This window comes from Enhygromyxa salina (assembly GCF_002994635.1).
Classification (GTDB): Bacteria; Myxococcota_A; Polyangia; order Nannocystales; family Nannocystaceae; genus Plesiocystis; species Plesiocystis salina_B.
Map to the genome: position 1 here is coordinate 23,742 of NZ_PVNL01000086.1, position 16,189 is coordinate 39,930.

Below are 16,189 nucleotides of genomic sequence, written 5' to 3' on the forward strand. Positions count from 1 at the left end.
CGCCGGTGGCCACCACCGGCACGGGGCAATGGTTGTCGAGCAACCCGGCGAAGGCCAGGGTCGAGCGCCTGTATCTGATCTACAGCCCGATCTGGATCGCGCTGGTCGGTCTGGTGATGTTGACCGGCATGTACCGCAGCTGGGGCGACCCGGGCTACATGCTGTTTGGCCTGGGCGTGGCCGCGCCGCTGTGGCTGATCCCGTACCTGGTGCTGCCGCCCGACTCGGCCAGCGTCCCGTTCTGGCGCACGCAGTGGTTTCGGCTGAACCTGTGGATCGGGATCTTCGTGTTCGTGGGCAGCTACGTGTTCACCCACTACTTCTTTGACGTGGTCGGCATGCGCTACGGATTCCCGACCCAGTGGAACCTGCAAGCCGAGCTGGTCGGCGACAGCGACGCGACCGTCCCGCTGTTCTTGTACCCGCTCACCCAGGCCTACTTCATGACCTACCACGTGGTGACCACGGTCGTGCTCCGCTACCTGAGCACGCGCTGGTCGCTGAAGCTGCTGGGCAAGGTCGCCGTGGTCGGGCTGCTCGCCTATGTGGTCGCGTTCGCCGAGACCTTCTTCATGGCCGTGCCAGCGTTGGACGACGTGTTCGAGTACGCCGATCGCGGCCGCATGCTGGTGTGGGGGTCGATGTTCTATGGCAGCTTCTTCGTGATCAGCATCCCGGTGTTCGCCGGGATCGACGAAGATCGGACCTGGACGATCCGACGGACAGCCCTCTCGGCGCTGGGGGTGAGCATGGCCGTGTTCGTGGTCCTGGACGTGTGGGCCAAGATCATCGGCCCGCTGTGAGCCCGGCGCGGGCGCTGCTAAGCTGCGCCATGGCTCGACTCTCGACTTTGGTGCTCGCCTCGCTGCTGCTGCTCGGCTGCAAGGGCGACGACGCGACCGAGCAAGGCGACGCGACGACGGGTGATCTCCATGAATCGGGCGACGCCGCGGGGACCGACGAGACCAGCGCCGACACGGGTGATCCGCTGTGCTTTCCAGAGGGGATCTACGGCCCATGCAGCACCAACATGGGCTGCCAGTGTGTGCTGGGTGGCGATCTCTATCAGGCCTGCACGCGCTCGTGCAGCACGGCGAGCGAGTGCGGGGATCCAGCCGACTTCCCTGGCGCCACGCCGATCTGCATGCCGGTCAACCCGGGCGAGCCCGACATGATCTGCGCGCTGTCGTGCACGACCGACGCCGACTGCCCGTGCGGGCTGGAGTGTCAGGGGACCTACCTGATCTGCACCGAACCGCAGTGAGACGCCACCCGGCCACCCTGGCAGGCCACGCGCAGACAACCCGGCGGACCCTGGTATCCTGCCCGCCCCATGCATGTCGTCGACGACGCCACCGTCCGCAGCTGGTTTCACTCCGGCGAGAACCTCGAGCAGCTGACCGGCGCGCTCGGCAGCCACCGTCCGAGCGCGAGCTACATGGAGGCCGTGCTCGGCATGCCCCTGCATGTCCAGTTCATCGTGGAGCAGCTGACTGCGCAGCACCGCTCGCTCGACGCGCTCAACACGATCCCGTTCCACTCGCTGTGCCGGGCGGTGTTCATCCCGCTGATGCGCATGCACCCCGAGAAGGCCGCGCAGCTGTTTGGCATCGAGATCGCGCGGCCGCCCGACACGGCCGGGCGCGGGGCGTTGGTTCAGAGTTTCCTCGACAAAGAGATCGGGCTGACGGCCGTGCAAAAGATCGGCTGCCTGGTCGGCGACGCGTTCGTCGGGCGAACCAGCACGTTCAAGCGCGACAGCCTGATCCGGCTGCTGATGTCGGTGCAGATGAAGAGCTACCGCGACATGCTCGATCGGCTGACCCAGGTCGGGGACGTCGGCGTGCTGTTCGCCGAGGGCCGCCGCGAGCTCAAGTCCACGCCCGCGCTCACGGCCGGCGAGGTCTTGCTGACCCTCGAGTTCCTGCCCGACGCCCCGCGCAGCCTCAAGTTCGACCTGCTGCGCTCGCTGCTGACCCGCATGGGCAAGATCGAGGCCTACTTCATGGCCCGGCTGATCCTGCGCAAGGCCGACTTTGGGTTCGAGTACGAGGGCGCCGTGATCGCCCGCGCGCTCGCGGGCTACTACGACGCCGAGCCCGAGGCGGTCCAGCACGCGATCGCCCTGTCGGATCCCTTCGCGGTCGCGCGGATGCTGGCAACCAAGGGCGCCGAGGGCCTGCGCGAGGTCCGTCTGCAGCCGCTGGTGGCGATCAAGCCCGCGCTCGCCAGCGGTGGATCCGACGGCGTGAAGAAGTACCCGGCCTGGGTCGAGCGCAAGTACGACGGGATCCGCTTCATGCTCCACAAGTCGACCGACGCCCACGGCTCGGTCCTGTGTGCGGCGTACACCCGCGGTCGCAAGGACTGGCTCGAGCAGGTCAGCGGCATGCGCCAGACGATCAGCATGTTCCCGTGCAACAACTGCATCGTCGACGGCGAGCTCTACGGGACCGTGCTCGACCTCGAGGGCCCGCGCCTCGCAACCGTGTACGAGGTCTACGCCAGCTTGTCCGGCGAGGTTCAGCAGCGCCCGGTCAACCTCAAGTACGCCGCGTTCGACCTCATCTACCTCAACGGCCAGGATCTGACCCAGCTGCCGCTGCGTCAGCGTCGCCAGACCTTGCAGCAATTCCTGGGGCCGCTCGCCAACTACAATCTGGCGATCCCAGTGTCGATCGCCGAGGGCCAGCTCGCCCAGAACAAGAACGACGTCAATCGCCTGTACCAGTATTTCCGCGGCCAGGGCTACGAGGGCATCATCACCAAGGATCTCGACGGCGCCTACGCGCTGGCCCGCCGCGACCCCGACTGGCTCAAGCGCAAGCCCGAGATCACGCTGGATCTCGTCCTGCTGCAGGGCATCTTCTCGGTCACCACCAAGGACAAGGCCGGCATGTTCGGGAGCTTCGCCATTGGTGCGCGCAGCAAGGACGGCGGGTTCGTCGACGTTGGCGACGTGGCCGGGGTCGATCAACACCGCGACCGCGAGATCCAGGCGGAGATCATGCGCAATGGGCTGATCACCGGACGCCGGGTCGAGCGCCAGAGCGCGTCGGGTGTCCGGGCCGGCGTGGAGCTGCGGCCGCATGTGGTCGTGACCGTGCGCTTCGAGGGGATCGTGAAGGACAACGTGACCAAGGATCTCAAGCTGCGCGACCCCAAGCTCGTGGCGATCCGTTCGGACAAGCACGCGGGCGAGGTCGACAAGGTCTCGGCGATCGAGGACCTCTACATGCAGCAGCGACTGGGCTAGGAGCCCGAAGGGTGCTGAGGGTAAGTCATTGAAATTAGGGAGTGTGCGGGGGACGGTGTGAAGCCGTCTCCAGCATGTCTCCACGCGCGGGAGCGTCCCGGCGTGGTGGTGGGGTTTCGAGCATGGCGATCGCCGCCTCGCTCGCTCCGGGTGACAGGTGCATGTATCGCTGCGTAGTCGTCAGCTCGCTGTGACCAGCGAGCTGCTGGATCACACGCGCAGCGATCCCGCGCATGGCGAGATGACTGCAGAACGTGTGGCGCAGCGTGTGCGGGCCGTGCTGGCGTAGCTCGGCGCGGTCGAGGGCGTGGCCCATCCACGTGCGCCCGACCTGTTGAGTGATCGGCACGTCGCCGCCACCCGTGAACACCAGCGCTTGTTTGGCTTGCTTCAACTCACCGAGCACCGCCGCGAGCCGCTTGGTCATGGGCACCGTGCGGATCTTGTCGTGCTTGGGCGTGGTGAACTCGCCGCGGTACTCCGACCGCTCGACCGTGATCAGCCGACGCGAGAGATCGACCGAGGTCCAGTGCAGCCCGCGGATCTCACCCGCGCGCATGCCTGCGTCACCAGCCAGCAGCACGAAGCCCAGCTGCTTGGGCCCGATCGCCCGCGCCGCCGTGAGTAGATGCTCGTACTCCTCGAAGTCGTAGAAGTCCATCGAGGGGTTGTGCACGCGCAGGCGCTTGATCTGCACGGGCAGTCGCTCGATCTCTCCCCACTCCACCGCGCACTTGAGCATGGTGTTGAGGGTGGCGAGGATGTTGTTGATCGTCTTGTTGGATAGCTCCGACAGCTTGGCTTTGAAGCGCTGCACGTCCTCGGACGTGATCGCGTCGAGCCGCTTGTTGCCGAACGCTGGGAGCAAGTGGCTCCGTAGGTGTTGTTCTTTGCCGTCGATCGTCGATGGCTTGTGGCCGTTGGCCTTCGCGTAGCCTTCCATGTAGCGGTCGGCGAACTCGGCGATCGTCGGGACCTCCTTCTCGTCAGTGCCGGCCGTGGTTTGGCCGGCGGGCGTCGTGCCATGAACCAGCAGGTGGCGCTCTCGCTCCCTGCCCCAGCGCAGCGACGCGGACCTGCTCGAGTACGGCGACTTGCGCCGTTCTCGGTAGGTCTTGCCGTTGGCCAGGCGGATCATGATGTCGACTTCGTAGCCCCCTTTGCGGTAGGGCCTGATTTTCACGCTCATCGTTGTTGGCTTCCCTTCAACGACACGGCGCGCGTGCTTCCGTTAGGCACGCCCATCCTACCGGACGGGCGACCGCGGACGCGAGCGCCGATCGTCATGTTCCAGCTACTTCTTCGCGCAGCACCGCGCCGCGTCGAACGGCCTACGGGTCGATGCTGAATTCCCAGCGAGCGACAAAGATCTTGCCCTGCTTGGGATCATTGTCGAGAGCGCGCACGGTCACCACGCCGCGCATGCTGTCCTCGCTGAACATGATCTGCTCGAGCAGGCCGCTGTCGCCGATCTTGATCATCCTGACCATGTCGCGGTCCACGTACCACTCGAGTTCGTCGGTGCGGTACGGCAGCACCAGATCGTAGGGCGTCGCCGGTCGCACTCGGTACGTTTCCTTGGTCAAGTTGCTCGGCTTGAACGTCTGCTCGGCCTTGCCCTCCGCGCCATAGCCTTCTTTCTTCGGCTCGACCGACCGCGCCGCGAGCAGGATTTTGGAGCGCGGCACTTCGATCAGATCGCCGACCCTGAAGCCGTGGCCCGCGTGCGCGCCGTGGTGCTCCGCGTGGGCGACAGGGGCGAGCACCCGGGCGCGGACCACCGTCTTCTCGACGCTGAGCACCTTCGCCGAGATCAGCTCTTGCCGGGTCTGCGTGTAGTTGGCGACGGGCTCGCTCTCGACCGCGACCACGATCTGATCCTCTTGCGTCATCGCGTTCACAACCGCGTCGTCGGGCGGCCACGAGTCCGGGAAGCGTTCGTTGAGCGCAGCTTCGAGCTCGGGCGGCAGCTCCGAGGTTGCCATCCAGTGACCCCGTGGATTTGTGTCCCGTGGGCCGGCGTCTGGGCGCGGCTGCGGGCCGTTGGGCACGACACGCGGCGAGGCATCGGGGTTTGAGGGCGTTTCGTGGCGTCGCTGTTGTTTGCGCCACCACCAGATCCCACCCCCGACAGCTGCGGCCGCCGCGAGACTGGCGGCGACGATCCCGATGACCTTCATGGTGGTCATCGTGTCGTCCCTGTGCCTGCTGCTTCGAGGTTCAGGCAGATCGACCCGCGATCTCGCCATGCGTTGCGTTGCCTCATTCAAACACGGTGACGGCTCCGAGTTTTCGGATCTACCCCAAACAGGGCCGTTGGGCGTGTGTTAGGCGAACAACCTTGCGATCTGGTCGCTCCCGTTCCCGAGTTGAGGCGGTCGATCATGCATAGCATGTGGCATAGTGGAATTTGCAAGTTGAGACGGGCAAACATAGTGAATTTTGCAAGTTGAGCGGTGCATGCATAGCAAGAAGTGCAACTTGAGCGGGATCATGCATAGCAAGAAGTGCAACTTGAGCGGGATCATGCATAGCAAAAACCGCAAGTTGAGCGGGATCATGCACGCCAGCGCGAAGTCGTGCTGATCCACCGCCAAGTCGAGCCGGTCCACCGCCAAGTCGAACCGGTCCACCGCCAAGTCGTGTCGACCCACCGCCCCAGTCGTACCGGTCACCTCCAATTCGCGCAGCCCCTCCAGTGGTGCAGGACGCCAGTCGACAGCAGCCGTGAACGTGAGTCGCTCCGAGATCTCGATCACGAACCACACCATGAAGGCAGGGTCGGGCTCACCAGAGCCCGCGCCGCTTCGCCTTCCGTACCCAGTGGCCCAGCGTTGACCGGGGCACCCCGAGGATCGGTGCAGCCTTCCGCGCCGACCCGGCGTCAGCGACCACCGACAAGAGCAGCGCTTCCGCCATCTCCGACCATGATCCCAAGCGCACCAGGTAACCCGCCTGTACGCCCCCATCGGATCCCCGGCTCCACCGGATCCAAGTCTCGAGGTCGGCTCGCTTCAACCCCAGCCTGGACGCCGCATCGCTCAGCGATGTCGCGTCGAAGGTCGCCTCATGCAGGAGCTCCGCGGCCATCTCTCGCCAGCTGGCTTGCTCGACTTCGTATGTGAGGCGACTGTGTTGATCGTCGGGCGTCGACAGCACCGAGACCTGTCCACAACGATGCCTCACGCTCATCCCCTTGGCTCCCGAATCAAGTTGACGAGTTTGTCATTCGCCACACAGGTGGAAACCTCGCGAATGTGCTCGATGAACATGCCGACGACATGCGCCATAGCGGGACCATCGCGAAGGTCAGCCAGTGATGACAGGTCAGCGATTCCCCCTCGGGGTGTAGTTGGTGACGACCCCCTTGCTTCGCAACCGAGCCGCTGCTAGGGTCGCTCCTGGTTGGAATCGAGCGGACTTCTCCCGCGTGTACAGGCTCAGCTCTCATGACTCGCCCGACTTCTCGACTGCATGCGAATCGGCTCTTAGGAGGGGAACCATGGTGAGCTATGAGGAACTGGGCCGGAGGATCCGGGAGCGTCGTCGCAGCCTCGGGCTCTCGCAGGAGAGCTTGGCGGAGCGGGCGGGCGTCTCGAAAGAGACGATCGGCCGCCTCGAGCAGGCGGCGGGTACCCCAGCGCTGGAAACGGTCGACAAGGTCTCCCTTGCTCTGGGGACAAACGTGTCCGTGCTGCTCGCCGAGCGAACGTGCGAGGAGGTTGCGGTCCTCGTGGCCGAGCTGCCGGAACGCGAGCAGGAGATCGCGCGAGTGATGCTCCAGGCGCTGTCCGAGCACGTGCACGCCGGCTGAGTCAGTTGTAGTCGGGCTCGGCGAGAAGCTCAGACGCAGTGACGCCGACGGCCTTGGCAATCAGGTCGACGAGATCGAGGTCGGGATCAACCTCCCCCGAGCAGATCGCCTCGAGTTGTTCCAAGCTGATGCCAGCCCTGCGGGCGACCTCCTCGAGCGTGAGGTTCTGCTCGAAGGTCAGACGATGAAGGTTCGTGGCGAGAACCTCGTAGGCGCGGCGCCGAGTCACTAACGGACGGTACACCGAGATCTGGTCGGCCAACCAGGGATGGCGCGGCGGTGATGGGCAGCGTCTTGGAACCCAGCGTCAGCGGTGGCGGGCACAGCGTGCCCGCGGACGCGGCTCGATTCGTGACTGCGAACTTCGGCAAGCCGACGGCTTGCTCAACTCGCTCGCGGAATCTCGACCAGTGCTCGGCGATGACCTGATAGAGCCGCGTCTGCTCTGGCTGCCGGCGCTCACAGCCGTCCCGGCGCTGCGCCGACCATATCGCGGTGACCTCCACGACCAGCTACTCGGCCGTCGCGGGGTCGCGTTGCGAGACTCAGGCGTGAACTGGCGAGGTGGCCCAGATCCAAGCCACGCACCCGCAAGACCCCGTGCACACACCGAGCGGTGCGTGACCGTCTTGGCGCACGTGTCCTTAGCAAAATCGTCCCAGATCCCGGACACCTCGCTGGCTCACGCATGAGCTCTGCAAGCGACCCCACGACGGCCGAGTAGTTGGTCGTGTCGCGCGTCCGCCCGTCGCCCAGGATCGCCTCGAGTCCACCGCCGACGGAGGCCCCTGAATCGTCGGTGACCGACACGATCGTGTCCCAGGCCTGCGCGGCCCTCGGCGGCGGCCCTGGCTCGCCAAGGGCAAGATCCAGGCCGACGACAGCGATCCAGGTCGACGACAGCGGGGTCTCGCGTGACCCCGGCCGAAGCTCCTGATGATCTCGCCATCACCCTCAGGCGCGGCACTGAACCTGCGTCCAGTTCCGCGAGATCCGCGATCTACAACCAATGGTCCCCGCAATGTTTCCTGGCCGAGTTCGCCCCACCGCTTGACTGACCGCGATCAGGAAGCGACCCTGCAACCTCGTCAGCCGATCCAGGCGTCAACGGTACCATGCCCACCCGACCCGACGTCTACATCGCTCGCGTGCTTCGCAAATGCGACGCGTTGAAGAAGGCGGGATTTTGGGACCGAGAAGTTCGAATTTCACCTCGTGGGTGGCTCAACAACTTCCCGGATAACGAACAACCCCTTGCAGCCCGACTACTCGACAAATTTCAGTTCTTCTCTGAAGACATGGTGAACCGGATGCTGACTACCGCGGCCCGGCATGTCGGCGCAGACCTCACCGCCAAGCGCACATTTATCGCTGGTGTTGAAGGTGAGAACCCAAATCCGACCGACTCGGGCTACATGTTTTGCCGCAAGGCGCGCCAATTGCTAAAGGTTGCCGAGGAACGCTGCCTCACAATTGATAACTGTGCGCAAAACCTTGAGCCAGGCGATACTCTCATTTTTGTGGACGACTTCGTTGGTACCGGACAGCAGATGTCGGCAACCTGGAGCCGACTTTCCGGGTCACTGAAAACAGCTGGCACAGATCCTCTTCGAATCGACGTACGATATCTCGGCCTGGTGGCCACCGAGACTGGAGTATCCCGGATCCGATCTACAATGAACATCCCTTGCCACTTCGCGCATATACTGGGACCCGAGTACCACATCAAGGAAATACTGCGAGGTGAATCCAATGCGATCAACGAGGTTTTCGACGAGGCTACCATCATCCACTTCCTCGAATCCCACGCGCAAAACCTCATCACAAAGTCCTACATAGACAAAGTCTGGGGATTCAATAATCTAGGGTTGGCGCTAGCCTTTTCACACTCAGTGCCAGATGGATCACTCCCGATCTATTGGGCTGACTCGTCCACCCAGGGGTGGACACCTCTGGTGTCTCGGACGTAATCATGGACAAACTGCGAAGCCTGTTTTCCGACTATCGCGCTGAGTGGTCCAGCGACCTTTTCGACGCTTTCTTCATCAATCCACCATATTTTTCGCAACTGGAGATCCCTCGGTCCTGTAAACTCATGGGTGGGCGAGGAACCGGAAAGACCACGGCACTCAGGTCCCTTCGATTCGACGTCACGATGCCACGACTCGGACTGAGCGATCCTCGACAGATACCGTACTTCGGAGTCTATCTCCGCGTCAACAAGAACCGAGTCTATGCGTTCGCGGGGCCAGAGCTATCTGCTACGGACTGGGGGGAATTATTTGCCCATTACATGAACCTCCTGATATGTCTAGAATTCTGTGAGCTCACCGTATGGCTGCGGGACAACGGTCTACTAAACGATTCTTTCTCCGTAGCGTCAGTCGCACTTTCTCTGACCAATAGTGCAGAATTAGCAGATGAGGCCGAACTGAAGCGACACATACAGACATGTCTTATTCATGTGGAAAATTTCGTCAACAACCCAACAGACCAACCACGCATTTTCAAATCCATGGCCGAATCTCCTATTCGATATTTCGCGGAGGAGCTCAGTCGTAATGTGAATACACCTAAACCGTTGATATTCTGCTGTATTGACGAGTACGAGAATCTCACCGACGAGCAACAAGCAATACTTAACACCTACATCAAGCACGCAGAGCCGCCTCTCTCGTACAAGTTTGGTGTGCGCCAGCACGGCCACAGGACTCATCGAACCAGGGATTTGGACGACCTCTTGACGACGCCCGATGACTACCAGGAGGTCGACATAGCGACTGCTGGTTTCGACAACTTTGCTGAAAACGTAGCGACGCGGCGCCTCCAATTCGCACGAGACCTCAATCTCAATATTCCGACGTCCCTAACCGAGTTCGTGCCAGGGCTGTCAGTCAATGACGAAGCACTGATACTGGGCGCCGAAAAACATGCCGCCAAAGTCCGTGGGGAACTCGCCAACTCGCCGGAACTCACCAACTGGCTCGGGGAGCGGACCACCGTCGAGTTGTTCTTCTTGGAGTTTTGGCGAGCAAAGTCGAACAAACGGCTGGTAGATCTGGCGTCATCGTGGCAACGCAATCCCTCCGTTTGGGAAACCAGGATTGGAAATCATCTATATGCATCACTTTTCTGGATCAACAAGGGCTGGAAAGGAAAGCGACTCAGGAAATACTACTCCGGTTGGAAGACTTTCATACTGATGGCGTCTGGGAACATCCGTTATTTTCTGGAACTCTTAGATGAGTCGATTTCAGTTCAGATAGATGGCGAGGGGTTTCATGGGGAACTCACGCCGAAAGCTCAAACCAAGGCGGCGACCCGAGTTGGTGCGCGAAGGCTCAAACAACTCGAAGGCTTGACTGAAAATGGAATTGAGATCAAGCGAATTGCCCTGGGAATCGGTCGAGTGTTCTTTGAGCTCGCGCGAACCCCCAACCATGCTCCTGAAGTTAACCAGTTCATCCTAGCCGGAGAAATGAACAAAATAGTGGAGGTAGCGAAGATTTTGGATGAAGGTGCGTCTCATCTCGCGTTCGAGGCGCTGAAGCCCACTAAGGCGACAACCCCCGACGAAAAGCAGGACACGGAGTACAGGCTCCATCCGATATTCTCCGCGTACTTCGAATATTCACATCGACAGAAGCGCCGTGCGTCCTTCGACGCAGCGTCGATCCTCAAGTTTGGGGATAATCCTCGGCAAGCCATGAGGGATCTCCTTGGAACCGACTTCAAGATGGCAGAACAGGACGAGATGCCCGAGCAAATTGCATTGTTCTCTGACTTCTATGAGGGCGGAAATGACTGAAATGTGCAAGTGGAGTGTCACAGATGAATTCACGATCGACATGCTGAACGCGAACGAAATCGCTATCTACGCCGGGAGCAGCACTGAGGAGCGAGGGCGAATCAGTAAATGGGACAATGCCGCGGAGTCAAGGGGAGGGGGATGCGTGAGCATTACGTCCCCCGCCCCCGAGAGTCTATCCGACCTTCTTCTGGCGAACTTCGAGAGTGGAGACAGTCACAAAAGCGTGTCCTTACGTGCCGATTCGCAAATCATGAGTGCGCTCGGCGAGGGGGACTTGTTTATCGACGTTTCTGGTTTGCCTCATCATATTTGGGCATCTGTGCTTCGCGCGGGAATCGCCAAAAATCTGCGGATCCGCGTCATGTATATCGAGCCGCGAGAATATCGGTACCATAAAAGTCCGTCGTCGAATAGTATGTTTGACCTCAGCACGGGGAAACTTGGCCTGTGTCCGCTGCCCGGATTTGCTACGCTCTCTGAGGACCCGTGGTCAAATCAACGGGTTTTCGTACCATTGCTTGGATTCGAAGGGAACCGAGCGCTTTACCTTTCCCAACGCCTCGACCCCGCGCCACCACACACGATACCTATCGTCGGCGTTCCTGGGTTTCGTCTGGAGTATCCATCCGTAGCCGTCGCATGCAATCTCGATTTCCTTGATCAAACTGACGCCTATTCGCAGGTACGAACAGTCGCGGCGAACGACGTTTTTGGTGTAATGGATTTGTTCGAGGATCTTGAGAAGGAGTTTTCCTCTGAGCAACTACTAATCGCTCCAGTCGGCACCAAGCCCCACGCAGTTGGCGCAGTGCTGCACGCCATTCGACGGCGAGGAAAGGTGGAGCTAATGTACGACAACCCGATTAAGCGTCCCGAGAGGACCTCAGGAGTCGGGAAAGTCCATATCTACACGGTGAACTGATGTTTGACCAATACTATACACCTGCGCACGTCGCACGGGACCTGATTAGGCCTCTGTCCGGTTTGGATGCGCGAGTCTGCGTTGATACATCCTGTGGCGACGGCGCACTTCTGGCGGCAGCAGAGTCGGCCTATCCAAATACCCAGTGTGTAGGAATCGATTATAACTCGCTAACCATACGAAGGTTACGGCGGGCTCACCCAGAGTGGGTACTTTCCCGCGGTGATGTGCTCGCGGCTACTTCATTCGTTCGATGTCGGGCTATGGAAACCGCTCGGCACTGCGATCTGTTGCTTCTGAACCCTCCATTCAGCGAAAATGGAAAACGTTCCCACGTTCATCGCACCATCGACGGCCAGGAAATTCGATGTAGTAAAGCAATGAAGCATATTTTGACATCGCTGGATGCGGTGATGCCCACCAAGGCTGTCGCAGCTGTGGTGCCTGAGTCACTGTGTTTTTCACTGCTCGATAGCGCCGCAAGGCGCTACCTTTCCACCAAAATCGAGCTCGTGAATAGGAGTGAGGTGTCTCACAATACGTTCAATGGTGCTCGCGCCCGCTCCCTAATTATTTCCGCAGTTATCCGAGTACCCGACAGCGACCGTTTCATACAGAAAGAGGCCCCGTCTCGTGATTCAAGTCGCCTGGATGTCGCCGGGGTTGAGGTTGTGCGGGGTGGTCTACCATGCTTCGAGGCGAAAACTAGTATCCACGGTCTCCCATACATTCACACCACAGAACTGGCGATACTCGCCACCCGCGCCACCGCAGCCGCCTTTTCATCGATGCGTCGCGTTAGTCCCGTCGGTCGCGGAACGATTCGCGGTTGGACAATTCTTCTTCCTCGTGTAGGTGTCCCACGACTTGACTACATTCGACCTGTATTCGCGCGAGGCAAAGTCCAGCTATCAGACTGCGTCATTGGCATTACGCTGAAGACGCGGCAGATGGCCGAAGTGTGGGCATCTCGGATCAGGACTCGCGGAGGAGAACTCGTCGAGTTGTATCGCGGAACCGGGGCGCGTTACATTACGATCAGCAGGCTTGATAACTGGCTCCGAAGCCTTGATACACAGCGTGAGGCGATTACGCGGTCCGAAGAAACGATTTGGTGACACTGAAGTGTGTCCCGAGCGACAACATCGACAACAACTGCGACGGGCTGATCGACAACCGTGTGCTCGAACGTCACGGCCACCCGAGCAGCGGACCCGCAAGCTCGTGCATCCCGTCCGACAGCTCGCCAAACCCAACGAGGCGCTGCTCGCCGAAGTCGGTATGTGGCGCGTCCGTCCGTCGCCCAGGATCGCCTCGAGACCACCGGCGACGGCCGATGCCGTTACAACTTTCGGCACGCGTGGAAAATGGCGTGCATGCAGTCTTGCTCGCTCAGCTCGACCTCATCGCGCGGCTGTGCGCCCTGATCCCGCCACCGCGTTTTCACATGATCCGCTATGCCTCGCCGTGCCGTGTTTTGAGCGACCCAATCAAGCAGCGACCGTCGTCTTGTCTTTGCGTGGTTCGGCGCCGGGAACCCGAGGGAGCATCGCCATCGTCCGCTTGAGGCGGAGCAAATCCTCGAAGAAGGGACGAATGGTCACGCAATCGACGAACATGTGGACAAATTCGTCATGCGAGATGCCCGACGCAAGGTCGGCGACCCCTGAAGCCTGTCCCCAACCTGGCCAACTCTGTCGCGCGAACGCGAAACCGACGCCGCCACACAGCGCCGCGCCGAACAGTTCTGGCGACCCGATCATCCCGTCTCCAGGATATCTCCAAGAACAGGGCGGAACCCCGCGGACCCTACCGGACCCACGAGGACTCCGCCCTCGCCTCAGAACCCTTGTTTTCGTGTGCCCAACGAAGATCCGCAGCCATGTCGCGGTGTTGCGGTGTGTGGTTGCACGGGCTAGGAGCCCGTGGGGCCGTCCTCAGCCGGCCCTGCGATCCTCGCTCCCCTGGCCGACCTGGCTCTGCCGACTTGGCTCTGGCGCTGGCCCTGGCTCCTCCGTGGGTGCAGCGTGCTCGGCGAGCAGGTCCTCGAGCGACATGGGCGTGAGCTCGTCGGCCTGCTCCGCGATCCCAATGATCCCGCGCTCGAGCCACTCGTAGCGACCCGCCAGCAGCTCGCGCCCGACCCGATAGCCGGCGGAGTCGGCGTTGTGCCACAGCCCCCGCAGGTGCTGACGGATCCGCTCACGCGCACCCGCGGCGAACAAGTCGGCGAGCTCGAGCACCCCGTCGCTGGCGCTCGAATCCCGCTCGTGCAGCAGCTGCGCGCGCCGCAGCGTCACCGTGACCACGAACAGCTCCATGGCCACGTCGACGGCCCGAAACAAGAACGCCTGCCTGTGCTCGAGCTTGGCCCGATATACCGCCATCCCGTGGAACACTGCCCGCGCCAGCCGACGGCAGCAGCGATCCACAAAGCGCAGGTGCTTGGCCAGCGGTCCGTAGCCGCGGTAGCGAGGCCAGCGACCCCAGCCGATCCAGCGACTTGGATACCACCACGCGTAAAAGCCGATCGCCCGCGGCAGCGCGGCCAGGCGCTGGGCCATGCTGGCCCCGGGATCGACGAGCGCGCCCGCGACCTCGAGGTGCTCATCGACGGCCTCGCGGGCCATGAACAGGTGCATGATCTCGCTCGAGCCCTCGAAGATCGTGTTGATCCTGGCGTCGCGCAGCGCTCGCTCGACGCCGATCGCCGGCTCGCCGCGGGCCGCGAGCGACAGCTCGGTCTCATAGCCACGCCCACCGCGGACCTGCAGGGTGTCGTCGATCAAGTGCCACGCGCGGACCGTGTTCCACTCTTTCGCCGCCGCGGCCTCGAGCCGAATGTCGAACTGCTCGCGGTCCGCGATCTCCCCGACCGCGTGGGCGACCGACTCCATCGCAAGCGCCGAGCTCGCGATCTTGGCGTTGAGGAGGGCGACGGCCTCGTGCTTGCCGATCTCCTGGCCCCACTGGACCCGCGCGCTCGACCACTTGCGCACGATCTCCACGCACTTCTTGGCGCCCCCGGCGGTCGCGGCCGGCAGCGTCAACCGCCCGGTGTTGAGGGTCGTCAGCGCCACCCGCAGGCCCTCACCGACCGGGCCGATCAGGTTCTCTCGCGGCACGCGAACCTGGCGAAACGTAATGTACGCGTTGGCCAGCGCGCGCAGGCCCATGAACCGACAGCGATACTCGACGGTCACGCCCGGCCACGACGTCTCGACCACGAACGCGTTGATCCGCCCGGTCTCGGGATCGCGGGCCATGACCACCAGCAGCTCGGCGAGCGTGCCGTTGGTGCACCACAGCTTGTCGCCGTCGAGGATATAGTGGGTGTGATCGTCGCTGAGCGCGGCGCGGCTCTGGATCCGCGCCGGGTCCGACCCCACGGCCGGCTCGGTCAACGCGAACGCCGAGATCGCTCCCTTGGCGCAGCGGGGCAGAAACTGACGCTTTTGCGCCTCCGTACCAAACAACAGCACGGGCTGCGGGACCCCGATCGCCTGGTGGGCCGAGAGCAGCGCGGTGACGTTGGCGTCGTGGCTGCCGAGCAGCGCCATGACATGCACGTACTCGATGTGCGACATGCCGAGGCCGCCATACTCCTTGGGGATCTTCAGGCCGAATGCCCCGAGCTCGCGCAGCCCCTGGATCACGTCGGGCGGGTATTCGCCGGTCGCGTCAATCTCGACTGGGTCGACGCTGCTGAGCAAGAACCCGCGCAAGGTCTGCATGAACTGAATGAACTCGGGTCGCGTCGGCGGCTGGAATTCGAGCGACTCGATCAACTCGAGGCGGAACCGCCCCATGAACAGATCACGGATGAAGCTCGCGCCGCTCCATACTCGCTCGCGAGACGCCTCCGCGACGGCGCGGGCCTCCCTCGCTTGGATGAGTTCGTCTGCCTCCGACATGCCGCTCAGTGGGTCGAGGGGGCGGTGCTGATCTGGCCGAGCACCGACTTGGGGTCGCGGACCGCGGCCAAGTCACCAAGCGACACGATGCCGACGGCGCGCCCGCCCTCGACGACGGGGATCCGGCGGACGTAGTTGGAACCCATTAGCTCGACCGCGCGGTCAACTGGGTCATTTGGGCTCAGGGTGTGTTCGGGCTTGCTGACGATCCGACTCAGCGGAACCTTGTTGGGGTCCTGGCCGTCGGCGATCGCGCGCACGGTGATGTCGCGGTCGGTGACGATCCCCGCGAGCTGGGAATTGCCGTCGACGACCAGCACCGCGCCGATGTTGTTGTCTCGCATCGCCCCGGCGGCCTGGGTCAGCGAGGCCGTGCTGGGCAGGGTCAGTGGATCGCGGGTCATGATCGCCCCGACCGTGTTCGGCTGTGCTTCTTGTCCTGGTTCTCGTGACTGGCTGGGTTGCATGCCAC

General features: G+C 62.4%; 13 protein-coding genes. 7 read left to right on the forward strand and 6 right to left on the reverse strand.

What is annotated here, in order from left to right:
- Positions 1-5 precede the first annotated feature (5 nt).
- From ENSA7_RS21525 to ENSA7_RS21535, 3 genes are all read left to right on the forward strand, one after another.
- Complete coding sequence (locus ENSA7_RS21525) at positions 6-803, forward strand: hypothetical protein (protein WP_106091197.1); 798 nt, start codon at positions 6-8, stop codon at positions 801-803.
- A 29-nt stretch (positions 804-832) separates the two neighbouring features.
- Entirely contained in the window at positions 833-1,264 is a 432-nt protein-coding gene (locus ENSA7_RS21530) for a hypothetical protein (RefSeq protein ID WP_146157966.1), read from the forward strand.
- Positions 1,265-1,333: 69 nt separating this feature from the next.
- Entirely contained in the window at positions 1,334-3,256 is a 1,923-nt protein-coding gene (locus ENSA7_RS21535) for an ATP-dependent DNA ligase (RefSeq protein ID WP_106091199.1), read from the forward strand.
- 34 nt (positions 3,257-3,290) lie between these two features.
- On the opposite strand, the gene ENSA7_RS21540 is transcribed toward ENSA7_RS21535, so the two are convergent.
- Positions 3,291-4,445: a tyrosine-type recombinase/integrase gene (locus ENSA7_RS21540; RefSeq protein WP_106091200.1), complete on the reverse strand. Its 1,155-nt coding sequence runs from the start codon at positions 4,443-4,445 to the stop codon at positions 3,291-3,293.
- Between the two features lie 142 nt (positions 4,446-4,587).
- The gene (locus ENSA7_RS21545) at positions 4,588-5,241 is read right to left on the reverse strand and encodes a hypothetical protein (protein WP_244923862.1); all 654 of its coding nucleotides are present in this window, start codon (positions 5,239-5,241) and stop codon (positions 4,588-4,590) included.
- A 1,517-nt stretch (positions 5,242-6,758) separates the two neighbouring features.
- Here ENSA7_RS21545 and ENSA7_RS21560 point away from each other — a divergent pair.
- On the forward strand, positions 6,759-7,070 hold the full coding sequence (locus ENSA7_RS21560; RefSeq protein WP_106091204.1) for a helix-turn-helix domain-containing protein: 312 nt from the start codon (positions 6,759-6,761) through the stop codon (positions 7,068-7,070).
- Position 7,071: 1 nt separating this feature from the next.
- Here the strand turns inward: ENSA7_RS21560 and ENSA7_RS21565 are convergent, their stop codons facing one another.
- Positions 7,072-7,332, reverse strand: coding sequence for a helix-turn-helix domain-containing protein (locus ENSA7_RS21565; protein ID WP_244923863.1), 261 nt, complete (start codon positions 7,330-7,332; stop codon positions 7,072-7,074).
- Positions 7,333-8,185: 853 nt separating this feature from the next.
- Here ENSA7_RS21565 and ENSA7_RS42395 point away from each other — a divergent pair.
- Genes ENSA7_RS42395 through ENSA7_RS42400 form a run of 3 tightly spaced genes read left to right on the forward strand, consistent with a single transcriptional unit; the run spans position 8,186 to position 11,803 of the window.
- A complete protein-coding gene (locus ENSA7_RS42395) occupies positions 8,186-9,040 on the forward strand; it encodes a phosphoribosyltransferase-like protein (RefSeq protein WP_146157967.1) in 855 nt (284 codons plus the stop codon).
- 2 nt (positions 9,041-9,042) lie between these two features.
- Positions 9,043-10,878 (forward strand): ORC-CDC6 family AAA ATPase, encoded by a 1,836-nt coding sequence (locus ENSA7_RS21570; RefSeq protein ID WP_146157968.1) that lies wholly within the window; start codon positions 9,043-9,045, stop codon positions 10,876-10,878.
- A complete protein-coding gene (locus ENSA7_RS42400; protein WP_146157969.1) occupies positions 10,871-11,803 on the forward strand; it encodes a hypothetical protein in 933 nt (310 codons plus the stop codon). Before ENSA7_RS21570 ends, ENSA7_RS42400 begins: the two co-directional genes overlap by 8 nt.
- Before the next feature lie 1,490 nt (positions 11,804-13,293).
- On the opposite strand, the gene ENSA7_RS44010 is transcribed toward ENSA7_RS42400, so the two are convergent.
- The 3 genes from ENSA7_RS44010 to ENSA7_RS21585 form a co-directional block, all read right to left on the reverse strand.
- The gene (locus ENSA7_RS44010; RefSeq protein ID WP_106091206.1) at positions 13,294-13,566 is read right to left on the reverse strand and encodes a hypothetical protein; all 273 of its coding nucleotides are present in this window, start codon (positions 13,564-13,566) and stop codon (positions 13,294-13,296) included.
- A 174-nt stretch (positions 13,567-13,740) separates the two neighbouring features.
- The gene (locus ENSA7_RS21580; RefSeq protein ID WP_106091207.1) at positions 13,741-15,717 is read right to left on the reverse strand and encodes an acyl-CoA dehydrogenase family protein; all 1,977 of its coding nucleotides are present in this window, start codon (positions 15,715-15,717) and stop codon (positions 13,741-13,743) included.
- A 5-nt stretch (positions 15,718-15,722) separates the two neighbouring features.
- Complete coding sequence (locus ENSA7_RS21585) at positions 15,723-16,121, reverse strand: CBS domain-containing protein (RefSeq protein WP_219908031.1); 399 nt, start codon at positions 16,119-16,121, stop codon at positions 15,723-15,725.
- Positions 16,122-16,189: the final 68 nt, after the last annotated feature.